General features: G+C 57.3%; 14 protein-coding genes. 4 read left to right on the top strand and 10 right to left on the bottom strand.

The window, feature by feature from the left end; genetic code table 11:
• The first annotated feature begins 9 nt into the window (after positions 1 to 9).
• Together KP703_RS08425 and KP703_RS08420 are read left to right on the top strand one after the other, a co-directional pair.
• Positions 10 to 897, top strand: a complete 888-nt coding sequence (locus tag KP703_RS08425) for a 4-(cytidine 5'-diphospho)-2-C-methyl-D-erythritol kinase (protein ID WP_215754532.1) — start codon at positions 10 to 12, stop codon at positions 895 to 897.
• 75 nt (positions 898 to 972) lie between these two features.
• Entirely contained in the window at positions 973 to 1,368 is a 396-nt protein-coding gene (locus tag KP703_RS08420) for a hypothetical protein (RefSeq protein WP_043551558.1), read from the top strand.
• Between the two features lie 66 nt (positions 1,369 to 1,434).
• On the opposite strand, the gene KP703_RS08415 is transcribed toward KP703_RS08420, so the two are convergent.
• The 7 genes from KP703_RS08415 to KP703_RS08385 form a co-directional block, all read right to left on the bottom strand.
• Positions 1,435 to 2,295, bottom strand: a complete 861-nt coding sequence (locus tag KP703_RS08415; RefSeq protein WP_215754496.1) for a YbaY family lipoprotein — start codon at positions 2,293 to 2,295, stop codon at positions 1,435 to 1,437.
• Between the two features lie 228 nt (positions 2,296 to 2,523).
• Entirely contained in the window at positions 2,524 to 3,528 is a 1,005-nt protein-coding gene (locus KP703_RS08410; RefSeq protein WP_062249247.1) for an SDR family oxidoreductase, read from the bottom strand.
• 114 nt (positions 3,529 to 3,642) lie between these two features.
• Positions 3,643 to 4,221, bottom strand: a complete 579-nt coding sequence (locus KP703_RS08405) for a YqaA family protein (RefSeq protein WP_062142137.1) — start codon at positions 4,219 to 4,221, stop codon at positions 3,643 to 3,645.
• A gap of 97 nt (positions 4,222 to 4,318) precedes the next feature.
• The gene (locus tag KP703_RS08400; RefSeq protein ID WP_043551466.1) at positions 4,319 to 4,528 is read right to left on the bottom strand and encodes a hypothetical protein; all 210 of its coding nucleotides are present in this window, start codon (positions 4,526 to 4,528) and stop codon (positions 4,319 to 4,321) included.
• Complete coding sequence (locus tag KP703_RS08395) at positions 4,509 to 6,005, bottom strand: MATE family efflux transporter (protein ID WP_062249208.1); 1,497 nt, start codon at positions 6,003 to 6,005, stop codon at positions 4,509 to 4,511. Before KP703_RS08395 ends, KP703_RS08400 begins: the two co-directional genes overlap by 20 nt.
• Before the next feature lie 152 nt (positions 6,006 to 6,157).
• Positions 6,158 to 6,982, bottom strand: coding sequence for an ABC transporter ATP-binding protein (locus KP703_RS08390; protein WP_215754495.1), 825 nt, complete (start codon positions 6,980 to 6,982; stop codon positions 6,158 to 6,160).
• A gap of 3 nt (positions 6,983 to 6,985) precedes the next feature.
• A complete protein-coding gene (locus KP703_RS08385; protein ID WP_215754494.1) occupies positions 6,986 to 7,861 on the bottom strand; it encodes an ABC transporter permease in 876 nt (291 codons plus the stop codon).
• 208 nt (positions 7,862 to 8,069) lie between these two features.
• Between KP703_RS08385 and KP703_RS08380 the strand changes: the two genes are divergently transcribed.
• On the top strand, positions 8,070 to 9,002 hold the full coding sequence (locus KP703_RS08380) for a ribose-phosphate pyrophosphokinase (RefSeq protein ID WP_062142141.1): 933 nt from the start codon (positions 8,070 to 8,072) through the stop codon (positions 9,000 to 9,002).
• A gap of 5 nt (positions 9,003 to 9,007) precedes the next feature.
• Positions 9,008 to 9,610: a histidine phosphatase family protein gene (locus tag KP703_RS08375; protein ID WP_215754493.1), complete on the top strand. Its 603-nt coding sequence runs from the start codon at positions 9,008 to 9,010 to the stop codon at positions 9,608 to 9,610.
• Between the two features lie 39 nt (positions 9,611 to 9,649).
• Here the strand turns inward: KP703_RS08375 and KP703_RS08370 are convergent, their stop codons facing one another.
• The 3 genes from KP703_RS08370 to KP703_RS08360 form a co-directional block, all read right to left on the bottom strand.
• Positions 9,650 to 12,679 (bottom strand): glycosyltransferase, encoded by a 3,030-nt coding sequence (locus tag KP703_RS08370; RefSeq protein ID WP_215754492.1) that lies wholly within the window; start codon positions 12,677 to 12,679, stop codon positions 9,650 to 9,652.
• Between the two features lie 271 nt (positions 12,680 to 12,950).
• Complete coding sequence (locus KP703_RS08365; RefSeq protein ID WP_215754491.1) at positions 12,951 to 14,369, bottom strand: FAD-binding oxidoreductase; 1,419 nt, start codon at positions 14,367 to 14,369, stop codon at positions 12,951 to 12,953.
• Positions 14,370 to 14,480: 111 nt separating this feature from the next.
• Entirely contained in the window at positions 14,481 to 15,248 is a 768-nt protein-coding gene (locus KP703_RS08360; protein ID WP_215754490.1) for a 1-acyl-sn-glycerol-3-phosphate acyltransferase, read from the bottom strand.
• Positions 15,249 to 15,294: the final 46 nt, after the last annotated feature.

Raw genomic sequence — 15,294 nt, 5'->3', positions numbered from 1 at the left:
TCAGCCACGATGGACCCCACCACCAAAACCCTGACCGAAGCCGCGCCGGCCAAGATCAACCTTTATCTGCATGTCACTGGCAAACGGTCTGACGGCTACCATCTGCTGGACAGTCTGGTGGTGTTTGCAGGAGCCGGGGACCGCCTGCGGTATGAGCCGGGGCCGGAAGCCCTGCATCTTGTGCTGGCGGGGCGCTTTGGGACAGCACTGAGCGATGCGGCAGGACCGGATAATCTGGTGATGAAAGCCGCTGCTGCGCTGGAAGCTGCGTGCGGCCCTGATGCGCAGGTGCGCGGCGGTCGTCTGGTGCTGGAGAAAGACCTGCCCGTGGCGTCCGGCATTGGCGGTGGCTCGGCGGATGCCGCTGCGGCACTGCGCCTTCTGAACCGTGCATGGAATGCGCAGGTGGATCACGCCACGCTGCTGCGACTGGCGGAAAAGCTGGGCGCGGATGTGCCGGTCTGTCTGGCCAGCCAGAGTGCCCGTATGGAAGGCATTGGCGAGGAATTGAGTGCTGCCCCGGTTCTGCCGGCCTGCGGCATGGTGCTGGTGAATTGTGGTCAGGCTGTCTCCACCCCGGATGTGTTCCGCAAGCGTGATGGCGCGTTCTTACCGCGTGCGCCGTTGCCCGCCCGCTGGACGGATGCCGCGAGTATGGTGGCGGATCTGACCCGGCTGGATAACAGTCTTGAAGCCCCGGCCTGCGTGGTGTGTCCGCCAGTCAAAACCGTTTTGTCGGCTATTGAGGGACTGCCTGAGTGCCTGCTGTCCCGCATGAGTGGATCGGGCGCGACCTGCTTTGGCCTGTTCCCCTCCGTGCAGAGTGCACAGGCCGCGGCAGCGCGTCTGGCGCAGGCGGAACCCGGCTGGTGGGTCTGGGGTGGTGGCCTGGTCTAAATCTGGCCAAAAAAGAACCGTAAGCGCTTTGCTCAGAACTCTGATAAAGTGAAGTCCATAATAAAGGGGGGCCTTATGTCTTCTAAAATTGACCTGACTCTCTCTGAAGACAACACCACTGTTCAGATGACTCTGCCGGGGCAGGGTGACGAGCCGACGGTTGAAGTGCCACTTTCACTGGATGAAGTGACCAGCCTGATTACGGTGCTGGGGCGGTTGCGTCAGACCATGATGGCGGACCATGAAATCCCGCCGATTGAAGGGGCAACCTTTACACCCGTAACCCGCACCCGCTGGGCTTTGCAGCCCGAAGCACGGACGGATGGTTCTTTGCTGGCTTTCCAGCATCCGGCGTACGGTCCGGTCGGGCTGGTGCTGGCGCCGCAGGATGCGGACCGTCTGGGGAAAGCTCTGCAACTGCACGAGCAGATGCGGCGTGACCAGAAGGCCAGCCGCGGCAAACTCAACTAAAATGATCTGAGACTTTCACCGGCCTGTCTGGCGTGGGCTGCTTTGGCCCACGCCAGATAACAGCCGTTAGCGCGGTGTCGGGGTAATAGGCGCAGCGTGCGTGTCGGTCGCAGGAGTGCCCGAAGTCGGCGCTGCCGTGTTAGAGGCACCCTCGCTTGTGTCATCAGACTGGCGGCGGAATACAATAGTCGGTTTGTCCTGCGCATCGACCAGCGCCAGCACATCGCCGGTTGGGGCGAGATGCCAGCCGCGCGTGGCGTCCATATTCTTCAGAAACAGCTGCTCCGTTGCCATGGCCTGAGGCAGACACGCCATGCGCGTTGTCAGCATGGGGCCAAAGGTGATATTTGCGCCATCCAGCGTGGCTTTGCTGCGCACCCGGTTGCAGCCGCTAAAGCCCGATACCGTGCCGTCTTCCGCAATGCTCACCGTGGGCGCTTTGCTGCTTTCCGTCACCGGCGCATCGCCCAGCCGTTCGGCTTTCCATGTGCCGATCGGGCTGGCTGTTGCACTGGCGGATGCCCGGCTGAGAACCAGCGTGATGCCAGACGTGTTGCCTTCTGGCACCGGCGTCTGTGTGGTGGTGATAAACCACGGCCGGCCTTCCACAAAAATGGTGGCTTCCAGCGCGTAGCTGTGGCCGGCTTTCAGCAGGGCGCGGTTGAACTTCAGCGTGAAGGGAATAGGCACCTGCCGCGTGGCGCGCAGGGATGTTCTGGCCAGAACGGGGGCTTTCGCATCCGCTAAAGAAATATCAAGCAGGCGGACTTCCACAACAGACGGGGGAAGAGCCATCCGCTCCCGATACGTCACGTTGCCCCGAAGAGTGGTGGTCGCAGCCTCAGCGGACAGCGGTGAGAGAACGGCAGCACTTACGCCGCAAATGGTCGCAACAAGCAGGGAGCGACGCAGAAAAGACGGGATCACGCTAGGGAGCCTCCTGTTTTAAGGCCAGAAAAGAGTCATGCGAAAACCAGCCTTCGGGCTCCAGATTGATTGGAAGCAGGGCCTCCGAAAAGCTGGTTGCACGTTTTACGAGTAAGAATTGTCCTGCATTTTGTGGCACCAGCATGGCTGGCGCGAGGGAGCGCCACGATGGAGCTTCGCAGGACGCAGGAGCGCGGTGCCTTTAAGGTCTCGCGCTCCGTGGGCGCCTTAACGGCGACCGTTACGGATGTGGGTGATCAGGCCTGTGAGCCCCGCAGCCAATGCCGCGCCAAACAGGCCAGCTCGCACGCTGGACGTCACAAAGAAGGACAGGGGGCTGTCTACGCGCCGCGCTTTTTCATCAAACGCACCATGCGCGGCAAATGCGCCGGGGGCGGATTTGAACAGATCATCCGCAGCGTTCTTGTCCGCACAGGTTTTTTCCAGCTGGGCCTTATAGCCATGCTCCGCCATGCGGGCTTCCCGGCAGCCCGGACCCAGAATGCGCCAGATGGCGGCCAGCGTGGTGCTGGGGCCAATGGATATGGAGCGGCTGGTGGTAAAGGCGGCCCGGCAAATGGCTTCTGCCGCGACTTCCGGTTCATAAACCGGGCCAACGGGCTTCAGGCGCTTGCCAGTCAGGTTACGAGTCCAGCCATAGCGGGGGGTGTTGATAGCGGGCAGGTCCACCATGACAACCCGAATCCGGTCTGCATCATGCAGCAGCTCCGGGCGCAGGCTTTCACAAAAACCACGCAGGGCAGAGCGGGCCCCATTCTCAGCGGCCTGCAAAGGCAGACCCCGCAGAGAAGGTGCCAGATCCAGATTGATAATGGCCCCATGCCCACGGCGACGCATATGCTTCAAAGCCGCCAGCGTGCCGTTTACGCTGCCCAGATAGGTGACTTCCGTTGCGCGCTGAATGTCCTTGGCGGACAGCACGGCAACTTGCCCAACCACCGTTGCGCCGGCGCAGTTGGCCCAGACAGTAATGGGGCCAAGCTCGGCTTCAATCTGGATGGCAGCCTGCTCAACTGCGTCGGCGTCCGCCACATCTACCGGGATCACCAGCGTGCGAATGGAATGGGCGGCCAGTTCTTCCGCTGCGTCTTTCAGCCGGTCTTCATTCCGGCCCAGCAGGGCGATGTCAAAGCCTGCACGGCCCAGCGCACGGGCGGCAGCCCGGCCAATGCCTGCTCCGGCACCGGTAATGACAGCGATCTGCGTTGGCATGCTCATCGTCTCCCTGCAATCTGTTTGTAGAGGTTGCTCTTTATGCTGTCTTGCGCCGGAACCGGCTGCCCTGCAAGGCAGGAGGCAGCGCGGCAGCCGTGCAGAGATCTGGCGTCACAGATACCGCAGCGCGAGCAGTCCGCCTACCAGCAGGACGGCAAAAACGCCCATTACCAGAGGCAGGCGGCGTTCCAGAAAATCCTGAATCGGTGCGCCAAATTTCCATAAAAGTCCGGCGACTAGAAAAAACCGCACGCCACGCGTCACCAGACTGGCCACAATAAAAGGCAGCAGGGCAAAATGAGCCATGCCGCTGGCAATGGTGACAAATTTGTAAGGAATAGGCGTTAGCCCCTTGAGCAGGATAATCCACACACCCCACTGGCGGAATTTGTCCTGCAGGGCTGTCAGCGTATGTTCGGCATGATAAAAATGTACAATCGGCAGAGCCAGATGCTCCAGCAGAAAAGCACCGATTGCCCAGCCCAGAATGCCGCCGATCACACTCGCAACCGTGCAGAGGGCGGCATAAACCCATGCCTTATCCCTGCGGGAAAGAACCATGGGTACCAGCAGCGTTTCCGGCGGAAGCGGGAAAAAGCTGGCTTCCGCAAAGGCCAGAGCCACCAGCCACCAGGGGGCATTGGGGCTGGCTGCGTGCCGTAACACGCGGGCATACAGGCGATTAAGCATGAAAAGACGGGCCGGATGCTAAAATGAAAGTCATCCGGCCTTGATGCCATGCGTTTGGGTCTCAGGCCAGAGGCTATCTCTGGCCTCCAGCTGGCAGCTACATGCGCTCGCGGCGCAGAACTTCTTCGGCTTTGGTGTGGATGGTGTCGTATTCATCCTGCGTCAGGCTACCCCGGTGCAGCATTTCGCTGGCGCGGGCCAGCGCATCCCGCGCGTGCGTGGCATCTGGAATCGGGTAGCGGCGGCCGGGGAGGGCAAAGGCATCGTCCGGCAGTGCATTACGTTCTTCAGTGGTCAGTTTTGACATGGTCTTCACTCCTGTCCGTCTCACGAAAGGCCGGCGCTTCCAGCTCGTCCAGTTCCGCCATGGCGGCTTCCGCACTCACGGTCGGGACGTCTGAAACCGGCACTTCTCCCGGTCCCGCCGGAACATGGGCGGGGCATGGGCTGCTGAGTGTGCGCGTGACTCTGAACGCGGTAATCACGGCAAGAGATCCAAAAACAATACCGCCTGCCGCGTGCCCCAGCTGTACCCCGGCCGGACCGAAACGGCTGCCAAACCAGACAAAAGGAACGGTGCCCAGTGTAGCTCGCCCCCAGTTGAAGGCGGTGGAATAGAGCGGAAAGCCCAGATTATTGAACGCCGCGTTGGCTACAAACAACATGCCGACAAACAGGAAGGCACCAATAGTCCATGAGCAGAACAGATGAATGAGCAGAGCAGCATTGCCCTGTGCATGGAACCCGGCCACCACGTAATCCTGCAAGGCCGCCAGCAGCACCCATGTGGAGCCAACGCTGAGCATGACGAGCTTGAGGGCTGCCGTTAGCGTCTCGCGCACCCGGTCATACTGCCCGGCCCCCAGATTCTGCGCCATGATAGGGCCGACCGAGCCTGTCAGGGCAAAGACCAGAGAGAACAGCACCGGCACCATACGTTCGATGGAGGCCTGTCCGCCCACGGCTTCCAGCCCGAAGCTTGCCATGGCTCCGGTCACATACGCTCCGGCAACCGGTGTGGCCAGATTGGTCAGAATGGCAGGCATTGCTACACCGGCCACATGCCGGGCATCCGGCAGAATGCGGGAGAGGTCAGGGCGGGCAATCATGTCATGCCGCAAGGCCCCGCGCAGACCGGCAGCCGCCACCACAAGGCGGGACAGCACGGTGCTGATAGCTGCCCCGGTCAGCCCTTCATGCAGCCCGAAAATCATCAGCGGGTCCAGCACCGCGGCAACCACGGCCCCCAGCAGCGTAATGTGCATGGAGCCTTTGGCGTCGCCTACGACCCTCATCAGAGAGGATGCCGCCATGCCGACGCAGATCAGCGGCAGAAAAGGGCTGACAACGTGCAGATAGGCCGTGGCATGTTCCAGTGCATCGCCCTGTGCACCAAACAGATGCAGCACAGGATGCGCAGCAAGCGAGGTGATAAGCCCGAGCAGCAACGCGACGACCAGCGTGACAATCAGGGATGAGGAGGCAATATGCCGGGCTTCTTCATGCCGCCCTGCGCCAATCTCCCGCGCGGTGGCGGCACTCAGGCCAATGGTCATGCCAATGGAGACGGCAATCTGCAGGCCAAGCACGGCACCGGCAAACCCGATGGCCGCTGTCAGGGCCGGGTCATTCAGATGGCCGATATAGACCATGTTGAGCATGTCCACCGCAAAAACGGCCATCAGGCCAATGGCCCCGGTGCCTGCCATGACAATCACGTGCCGCATGATGCTGCCGGTTGTAAAACAGGCCTTCTGTCTGCCGGGCGGAGGTTGCCGGGTCATATATGCTCCGTTCTGGTACCGTGCGGGTGCCGTATCGTGTCAATCCGGCGCGATGCGGGGAAGTATGTCATGCCTGCTACCCGGCGCGAATGGGGAAAGCTGAATGCCCTGTCTGCCGGGAGCGCACGGCAGAAGACAGGAGGGTATGAGGGTCAGGGGATGATGAGGGGCTCGGCAGCATTTTCTGCGGGAAGAATGGGATCAGGAACCGCCTCTTTTTCCTCCAGATCTTCCAGCGGGTGCCCCAGATAGGCTTCCAGAACCTCGCGGGTCGGGCCATCCATACGGATACGGCCTTCCTCCATCCAGATCAGCCTGTTGCACCAGTCGGCCATGACGTCCGCCATATGGCTGGACAGCACCAGAATATCGGCTTTGGACACCAGCGTTTCCAGCCGCTTGCGGGCGCGCTGGCGGAAGGAGGCATCTCCCGCCATAAACCATTCATCCATCAGCAGCACATCGGGCATGATGGCGGTGGCGAGACCGAAGGAGAGCCGTACGGTCATGCCGGAGCTATAGGTCTGTACCGGCAGGTCCAGAAAGGAGCCAAGCCCGGCAAAGGCTTCCACGTCCTCTTCCACCGTGCGGATGTCAGATGGGGAGAGTCCCGCGAACATGCCGCGCAGGCGGATATTCTCGCGTCCCGTCAGTTCCATGTTCATCCCCAGTGAGGGGTCCAGCAGCGTGCCAATATGCCCGCTGACAGTCACGCTGCCGTTTACGGGTTCATAAATACCGGCCAGTGCGCGCAAAAGCGTGGTCTTGCCGGCGCCATTCCCGCCAACCAGCCCCAGCCTGTCACCAGGGTTGAGTGTGAAGCTGACATCCCGTAGGGCCTGCACCACCACACGGTCGCGCTCATCATGCGTAAACCGGCCACTCAGAGAGTTGCGGATGGTCTTTTTAAGGCTGCGGGCGTTGCCGTGATAAAGCGGGAAGGAGATTTCCAGATCCCGGACCGTAATACCGACCATGCGTTACACCCAATAAGCCAGACGGGCCCGCATGCGGGCAAACAGTGCGAAGGTGAACACCGTCAGTCCCGCCGACCACGCAAGGGCTGCGGGCCAGATGGCCGTGTTGACAATGTCCCCAGTAAACGGTGTCCGCACAATTTCCATCAGCGGAAAAAACGGGTCCAGCAGCAGCCAATCCTGCCCGGTTTTCATCAGTTCCGGGGCCCATAGAATAGGGGTCACAAAAAACAGGATCTGCAGGGTGCTCGCCACAATGGGCGGCACATCGCGGAAGCGTGCCCCCAGAATGCCGAGCAGCAGCGTGGCCATGAAGCTGTCAAAAATCCACAGCGCACACGCAGCCCCCATGCTCCAGGACCACGATGGGGCCACCCGGAACCACAGGAAAACCACCACAACCACGGGGATATTGTGCGCCAGCGTCAGCAGGTTGCGCACCGTGGCGCGCAGTACATGCAGGCTGTAGGGCATCCGGGCAGAATGGATCAGCCCCGCAGCAGAGGTGAACGTGGTGCAGCCATCCTGCAGAGTGCTACCCACAAACCCCCAGAGGACAAGGGAGAGGGTCAGGAAGGGCAGGTATTTATGCACATCCATGTTCATCAGATAGGCATACAGCACCCCCATGGCCGCCACCATGACGGCGGTTGAGGCTGTCAGCCAGAACGGACCGAGGATGGAACCACGGTAGCGCAGCTTGATATCCAGCCAGCCCAGCGTAGCCCCCAGCCGCGCCAGCTTCATGCCGGAGAGGAGATCCTGCCAGGCATGGCCAAGGTAGGACGTGCCTTTTTCCGGCAGAAGAGTAAGCACCGGCTCCGGCGTGTTGGGGGAGGGCGTATATCCGGTTGCGGGGGTGGTCTGCATGCTGTCCATGATACTCCATGGCGATAGAGAACAGAGTGCCTGTGTGCAAGAGCACGGGTGAGAGGGGCGCGTTTGGATTGTGCTTTTTTGCCACGCTGCGTGTGTGTCTGCCCTGTCGAGCGTCTCTCATGGATGACAACAGCCGTTGTGGTTGCTAAACCCGGCCCCGCTGTAGCCGTCTCACCTTAACGTAGAAAAGCCGGGAACCCTCCTTATCATGAAGATTGTCGCCTGTAACAGCAATCTGCCGCTGGCCAAGGCCGTTGCCGCGGAACTGTCCCTGCCTCTGTGTAATGTGACTGTCCGCCGCTTTGCGGATATGGAAGTCTTTGTCGAAATTCATGAAAATGTGCGTGGTGAGGATGTGTTCGTCATCCAGAGCACCTGCACCCCGACAAATGATAACCTGATGGAACTGCTGATTATGCTGGACGCGCTGCGGCGTGGGTCAGCCCGGCGAATCACCGCGGTCATCCCGTATTTTGGTTATGCGCGGCAGGATCGTAAATCCGGCCCCCGCACGCCTATCAGCGCCAAGCTGGTTGCCAACCTGCTGGTGGAAGCTGGCGCCAACCGCGTTCTGACGCTGGACCTGCATGCCATGCAGATTCAGGGCTTCTTCGACATTCCGGTGGATAACCTGTATGCCGCCCCGCTGTTTACCCGTGACATCCTCAGCCGTTACGGTGATCGTGACCTGATGATCGTCTCCCCGGACGTAGGCGGTGTGGTGCGTGCGCGGCAGCTGGCGCAGCGCCTGAATACCGACCTCGCTATCATCGACAAACGGCGTGAACGCGCTGGTGTGTCTGAAGTGATGAACGTGATTGGTGACGTGCGTGGCCGCCACTGCCTGCTGGTGGACGATATTGTCGATAGTGGTGGCTCTCTGTGCAACGCAGCACGGGCCATTGCCAATAACGGTGCAGCGTCTGTCGGTGCCTACGTGACGCATGGCGTGCTGACCGGGCAGGCTGTGGAACGTGTCGCAAACTCCCCGATTGAAATGCTGACCTTGACGGATAGCATCATGGCCACTGAAAGTGTGACAGCAGCGCACAACATCCGGCAGGTGACCATTTCCAACCTGCTGGCGCAGGCCATGCGGGCCGTTGCTGATGAGAGTTCCGTCTCCTCCCTGTTTGATTGAGATCCATGACACAGCTTCACCCCCGCTCTTACTGGTATCTTCGTCACGGCCAGACCGACTGGAACCGTGAAGGTCTGTCTCAGGGGCGCACCAACGTGCCCCTGAACGCGACGGGGATTGCGCAGGCCGATGCGGCGGCGAAGCTGTTTCAGGATGGTATTCAAACCCATGCGCCCATCACGCACATTGTCAGCTCCCCGCTCGACCGGGCGTTGAAAACGGCCACCATTGTGCAACAGGGATTGGTGGCGGAGGGATGTGCCCCACTGCCGCTGACGACCGATATCGGGCTGGAAGAAGTCTGCTTTGGTGAGCAGGAAGGCCAGCCGATGGGTGACTGGTACGATAGCTGGATTGCCGGAGATTACACCCCCAACGGTGCCGAACCGTTTGCAGCCCTGCGGGCGCGGGCTGTGGCCGCGGTCAACCGGGCGACCGAAGCAGGGGGGATTCCTCTGATTGTCGCACACGGCGCGCTGTTCCGGGCGCTCCGCTCCGCCATGAGTCTGCCAGCCAATGTCCGGCTGCCTAACGCCACCCCGCTATGGATTCAGCCCCCGGAAGAACAGATCAGCCCGGCCTGGCAACTGACCGTGATGGCGGACTGAGTCCCTCTCCACAGTATCGTTTTATTCGGCTTTATGAAGTCATCCAGCTATCGGATCCGACAGGCCGGCAAGCGCATCTCCCTGTGTCCTGAACGCACCAAGATAGGCATACGGGGCCATGAGAATGGCAATAAGAGAAGGCAGGGAGGTGTGCAGTGGGATCACCAGCCCACCCCCGGATTGCTTTATTCTTTCTGCCGGTGCTCCAATATCATACACAATAGCGGCTCTGTTACTCGTCCAGATATGCGTCAACACATACGACCATGTTTCGGGCCAGAGCGACGGTAGAAAAAACCAGTCGATCGCATATTTTTCGGTCAGGGGCTGTATTTCATATTCCTGATAACGGCCGGTTATGGTGACAACGCCGGTTTCCAGAAGTGGCACGTCATTGCAGCTATAGCCAATAATAACCAGCTGAATGGGAATATGATGTGTTTTGATGAACTGCGCTAAATCAAGCAGAATATCATAGCCTTTTTCAATACTGATTGCGCCCAGAATCCCGATAATGCGTTTTTCATGGGGTGCTTTTTGCGGAAAGAAAAGCGTATCAACATTCAGAATATGCTCCCACGGCGTAACATCAGCCTGAATGGTGGGGAACTGTCGTTGGATACGATTGGCCGCATCCTGGGAAGGGCAGATGACGTGCTGTGCATTGTCCAGAAGACTTCGGCTCCAGTATCGGAGTTTTTGTAAAGGTGCAGGATCGTCAGTCCGGCTGCCAAAGGTATTTACGCAGTTCTGGCAGGTTTTAAGGTCGGGCTCGCCACAATAATGGTTTTCATCAGCCACCAGCGTGATACGCGGGCAAAACCATGAATAATCATGAATATAAATGTCATACGGCAAGCCAAGCTCTGAAAGACTGAAAATCTTTTCAATTGAGCTGCCAATATAGCTGTGGATTTCAAATTTTTCACAGTTGAGTTCTTTATAAAGTGCTCTGAAACTAAAGGCATTGCGGGGAATGGTCAGGTTTGGATAATCCTTGTCCCGGAGGGATTTCAGTCTCCAAAACGGGCGGCCGGAACGATGAATTTCAGGCACCATGACAAACGCAGCAACACCGGCTTGTTCATAAAACGATGCCCGATGCCCGACATGGCGCAGAATGCCGCCTTCCCGATCATGCATGATAAGGATAACAGATTTCAAAAATGGTCTGCTGTTGTGCAGTCGTGCGAGGTCCAGTTTCTTTCTGTAAGGGGCGAGCGGGTCTCGGTCCTGCCAGCGTGCTATAAGCTGGTCGTAACCCGGATGCAGCCCATTCATAATGTCGAGGTTTCTGGCAATCAGATCCGACTTGACGGGACTGAAAGACTGGCTTTCTGCGTGCCCCACAAACGTTCCCAGACAGGCGACGTGACGCCACCCTAATGCTGTGGCTCGGCAAGAAAAATCATTTTCCTCCCCATACCCTTGCGCAAAAATATCTTCTCGTAGCAAACCTGTTTGTTCCAGGCAGGCAGATTTGACATACATGCAAAATCCGTGAGCTGTCGGAACATCAACTGTTTCTCCGTGCCACATCCTGCTCATAATCGCGCTAAGGTCCTGACAGGCTCTGGCGTCAGGAATGGGGTTGATCCCGGTTTCTGAAGGATAGCTGAAAATAGTGGCGTTATTTGAAAGAGGCGTTGCTGTGCCAATGTCGGTCTGCGCATAGGCAGCCCTCTGGAGTTGTGTCAGCCAGTTACGACACACAAGTGTATCACTGTTGAGCAAAACAACATCTTCATACGGTCTTCTCTGACGCAGCCCCCGGTTAACAGATTTTGGAAAGCCAAGGTTTTTCTCATTGTTGAGGATAAAAACGTCAGGTTTATTCTTAATGTGAAAAAGGTATTTTAGAATATCTGGATTTGGAGAGGCATCATTCACGATAATAAGCCGGACGTGAGGTGCTTTGTGTTTCAGGCACAGAGTAATGCAATTTTTGGTGGCTAGAAAACCATCGTAAACCGGAATGATGATCGCAACAGAAGGGAATTTTTGTTTTTTTGTTGGTTTTTCTGATAAAGATACCGGAGAAAAGGTGCCTTCTTCTAAGGAGGTAGCCGGGAAGAGGCGAGAGATATCCAGCGCATACTGTCTGGCGCTTTCTGCAAAGGGATCAAGAGCGAGGGGGCTTCCATACAAAGGTTTCCCATGCTCAGAGCAAACACTGAACAAAGTTGCTTTTGATGCAAGTTTTTCTTTTTTTATCGAAAAAGCATGTTTGATTGTATCTCCGGCAATATTCGCTGGGGTAAAGAATTTTACCGTATCGGTAAAAAGGTGGATGGGCTTCTGGATGGGGTCATGGGGCGTAAGGACCAGTTTTACCGCCGCCTCCGGGTTGGCTGGGGAACGCGCCCAGCCAGAAAGGCCTTCTGGACCAGCGGAAACAAATCCTTCTGTTTTGAGAAAATGTGGGATTTCAAACAGACCACCCAGCAAGGTGTCTTGCCGAATAGTGACATGGATTTGTTTTAAAAGCTTCCAGTCTTCCAGAAGAAAAATAGAAATTCTTTTATCATTTGAGAGAATTTCAAAGGAGGAGGCAGGATAACTGATGCCATCTATCACAACACTGATATCTTCCAGATCAACAGACCTGCGAAAAGTCAGATGGATCTTGCCTGACCCTGAAAATGTGCACCATCCTGCCTTGTTCGTGGCAAAACACACCGCATCGGCCAGCACTTGAAAAGCAGGGAGATCAAGGTCTGTATAGCTGGTGAGGAGAGACTGAAAGTCCTCATAGGCCAGAGTGTAGTGAGAAAACCGCAGGCGGGTTGCAATGAGTAAAATACGGCAGATCCGGGACTGTGATTTTGATTTGATGAACTCAAAGGGTTCGGAGGCTGTTGGAATGCCAAGAAGCAGGCGTATGGTCCCGATTCCTATTGTAATCAGCCCATTATCTGGCTGAACTCTTTGTAAATATTCCCAGTCTTCCAGAAGCTTCGGAAGAGACGCAAAATCGAAAGAAGGGAATTTTTCTTTTTTGAGAGAATATTCGATAGTCAAAAGGATTTTGATCAAGAATTTACGAAAAATCGTATTTTCTGTAATCATTAGGCGTCCTTATTTTTCAATATCTTCAAAATCGTAAAAGGAACATATGATCTTAATAGTGCTGATTTGTAGAACTTTTCCAATTATATGAAAATAGATTTTTCCGTATATTTTGCAGGAATTGCATTCGTTAACGCAGTGGATAGGCTCTTCCTCAGATTAAAGCATGGAGCAATATCGTCCCATTTTGAACGCATTTCGCCGGGTCTCAGAGAAGAGAAGGGAGGCGTTATGTGACTCCAACTCCTCTCCATGCGGGCCGAGAACAGTCTTATCCCTGATAGACTGGCCCTGTGGGCAGAAGCTTGCCCGGATTGAGAATGTGGTGCGGATCCATAGTGTTTTTCAGAGCACGCATAACGCTTAGTGCGCCAGCGCCATGCTCAGTTTCGAGAAAATCGAGCTTACCCATGCCAACGCCATGTTCCCCACTGCAGGAGCCTTCCAAAGCCAGTGCACGGGCAACAATCTTTTTGTCCAGTTCCCATGCCTGAGCGTGCCCTTCCGGCGTGTCTTCCGTAATAATCAGGGTATGGAAATTTCCATCCCCCACATGCCCCAGCAACGGGGCACGCAGGCCGGAGGCTTTGATATCCTCATACACGCCATCAATCAGAGTGCCGAGGCGGGAGATGGGCACAATGCAGTCGGTGGAAATGACGCGCGCCTGCGGGTCCAGCGCTTTGGCGGCCCAGAACGCATCATGCCGGGCTTTCCAGAGGCGGGAGCGATCTTCCGCACTTTCAGCCCATGCAAAACCGAGCCCGTTATTGGCTTCTACCAAGGCTTCGGTTGCGCTCACCTGTTCTTCCACTGCGGCGGGGGCACCGGCAAATTCAAAAAACAGCGTGGTGAGAGGACGATACCCTTCCAGCTTGGAAAACTGAATGGAAGCCTGCATCTGCACAGGGTCCATCAGTTCCACGCGGTTGATGGGAATACCGCACTGAATGATTTCCATGGCGGTCTGCACAGCATCATGCAGATTTTCAAACTGACAGACTGCGGCTGATAATGTTTCAGGGCGTCCATGCAATTTCAGCTGGACTTCCGTGATAATGCCTAGTGTGCCCTCTGACCCAACAAACAGAGAGGTCAGGTCATACCCTGTCGAAGATTTTCGTACACGTCCACCTGTCTGGATAATCTCACCCGTTGCCAGAACGACCGTCAGACCCAGCACGTTTTCCTTCATGGTGCCGTAACGCACGGCGGCGGTGCCAGAAGCACGGGTTGCGCACATACCGCCCAGCGTGGCCTCGCCACCGGGGTCGACCGGAAAGAACAATCCGGTATCGCGGATCTGCGCATTCAAGCTCTGGCGCGTCAGCCCGGCCTGAACGCGGCAATCCAGATCTTCCGCATTGACGGCAAGAATGCCGGTCATTCGGGAGAGGTCGAGACTGATGGCATGTTCCGGCGGCACCACATGCCCTTCAACCGATGTGCCAGCCCCAAACGCTACCACCGGCACACGCTGGGCGTGGCAGGCACGGAGAACCGCGGAAACATCCTCCGTGCTTTCTGCAAAAACCACCGCTGCTGGCAGGCAGGAGGCATTCATCGCCTCGCCATGGCTATGTTCTTCCCGCACGGAAGGCGCAGTGCTGATCTGCGTATCCATGGTGGTCCGCAGTGTGGTCAGAACAGCGTGCAGGCGCTCTGCGGCGGAGGCGGCGTTTTCAGGCATCACGAAATATCCAGAAAGAAAAATAGGCTATCAGAGGCCACTTTCATAAAGCAGAAAGGTGGTTTGGTAAAATTTTCTGCTTCTGTGCTCTGATTTTCGATCTGCAAGTCGTTACGTCTCTCGTAACGTTGTTTGCGTTAGCCCCTGTTTCAGCAGGGTTTCTGTTGTTTCCACCAGTATGCGCCCACTGGCTTCGTCGCGTGCAGGTGCGGGGAGGCGTGGGGCAAGACGGATCTTGTAGCGCATGGGGAGTGGTGGGCGGCGCAGGAAGGGCCAGCCCTGAGACAGATAAGGGGAGTCCGTTTCAATCAGAATGGGTTGCACGGCGGAGTGGGTGCGTTGCGCAATGGCGGCAAAGCCTGGTTGGAACGGTCCCGGTTCTGCGCCTGCACGGGAGCGTGTTCCTTCGGGAAATAGCAGAAGCTGACAGCCTTCTTTCAGGCTGTCCGTTGCAGGGGCAATGAGCTTTAACAAGCTATCATGCCGGATATAGCCTGCCGTGCGGAGGGTGCTACCGAGTGTGGGGCGTTCCCAGATGGACGCTTTGGTCACACATACCAGCCGGGGCAGGGCCGCAGCCAGAATGAGGCTGTCCAGACGGGAGGGGTGGTTGGCAACCAGCACCAGCCCGCTTTCCTGCCGGATGGCAGCAAGCTCACGCAGGTCACAGTCCAGAATGCCCATGGCGTGGAGAAAGCGCACGGAAAAACGGGCGACATGATAGAGCCAGAAGCGGCCGAGTTTTCGCCGCCGAGGTCCTTCTGGCAGCAGGTTTCGCAGCACAAAAGCTCCGGCATCCAGTGCCAGAAAAATCACGGCAATTCCCAAAAGGGAGGCATAAAAACGCACGCAGGCGCTTAAAGCAGAGAGGCGGAACATGCGGGCTCAGGCTTTATCCGTCAGAGTGATGCCCTGCAAGGTGAGG

Source organism: Acetobacter sp. P5B1 (genome assembly GCF_018811985.1).
GTDB classification, from domain to species: Bacteria; Pseudomonadota; Alphaproteobacteria; order Acetobacterales; family Acetobacteraceae; genus Acetobacter; species Acetobacter cerevisiae.
Note: the sequence above shows the minus strand (reverse complement) of the source record. Positions and strands in the feature narration are given on the sequence as shown.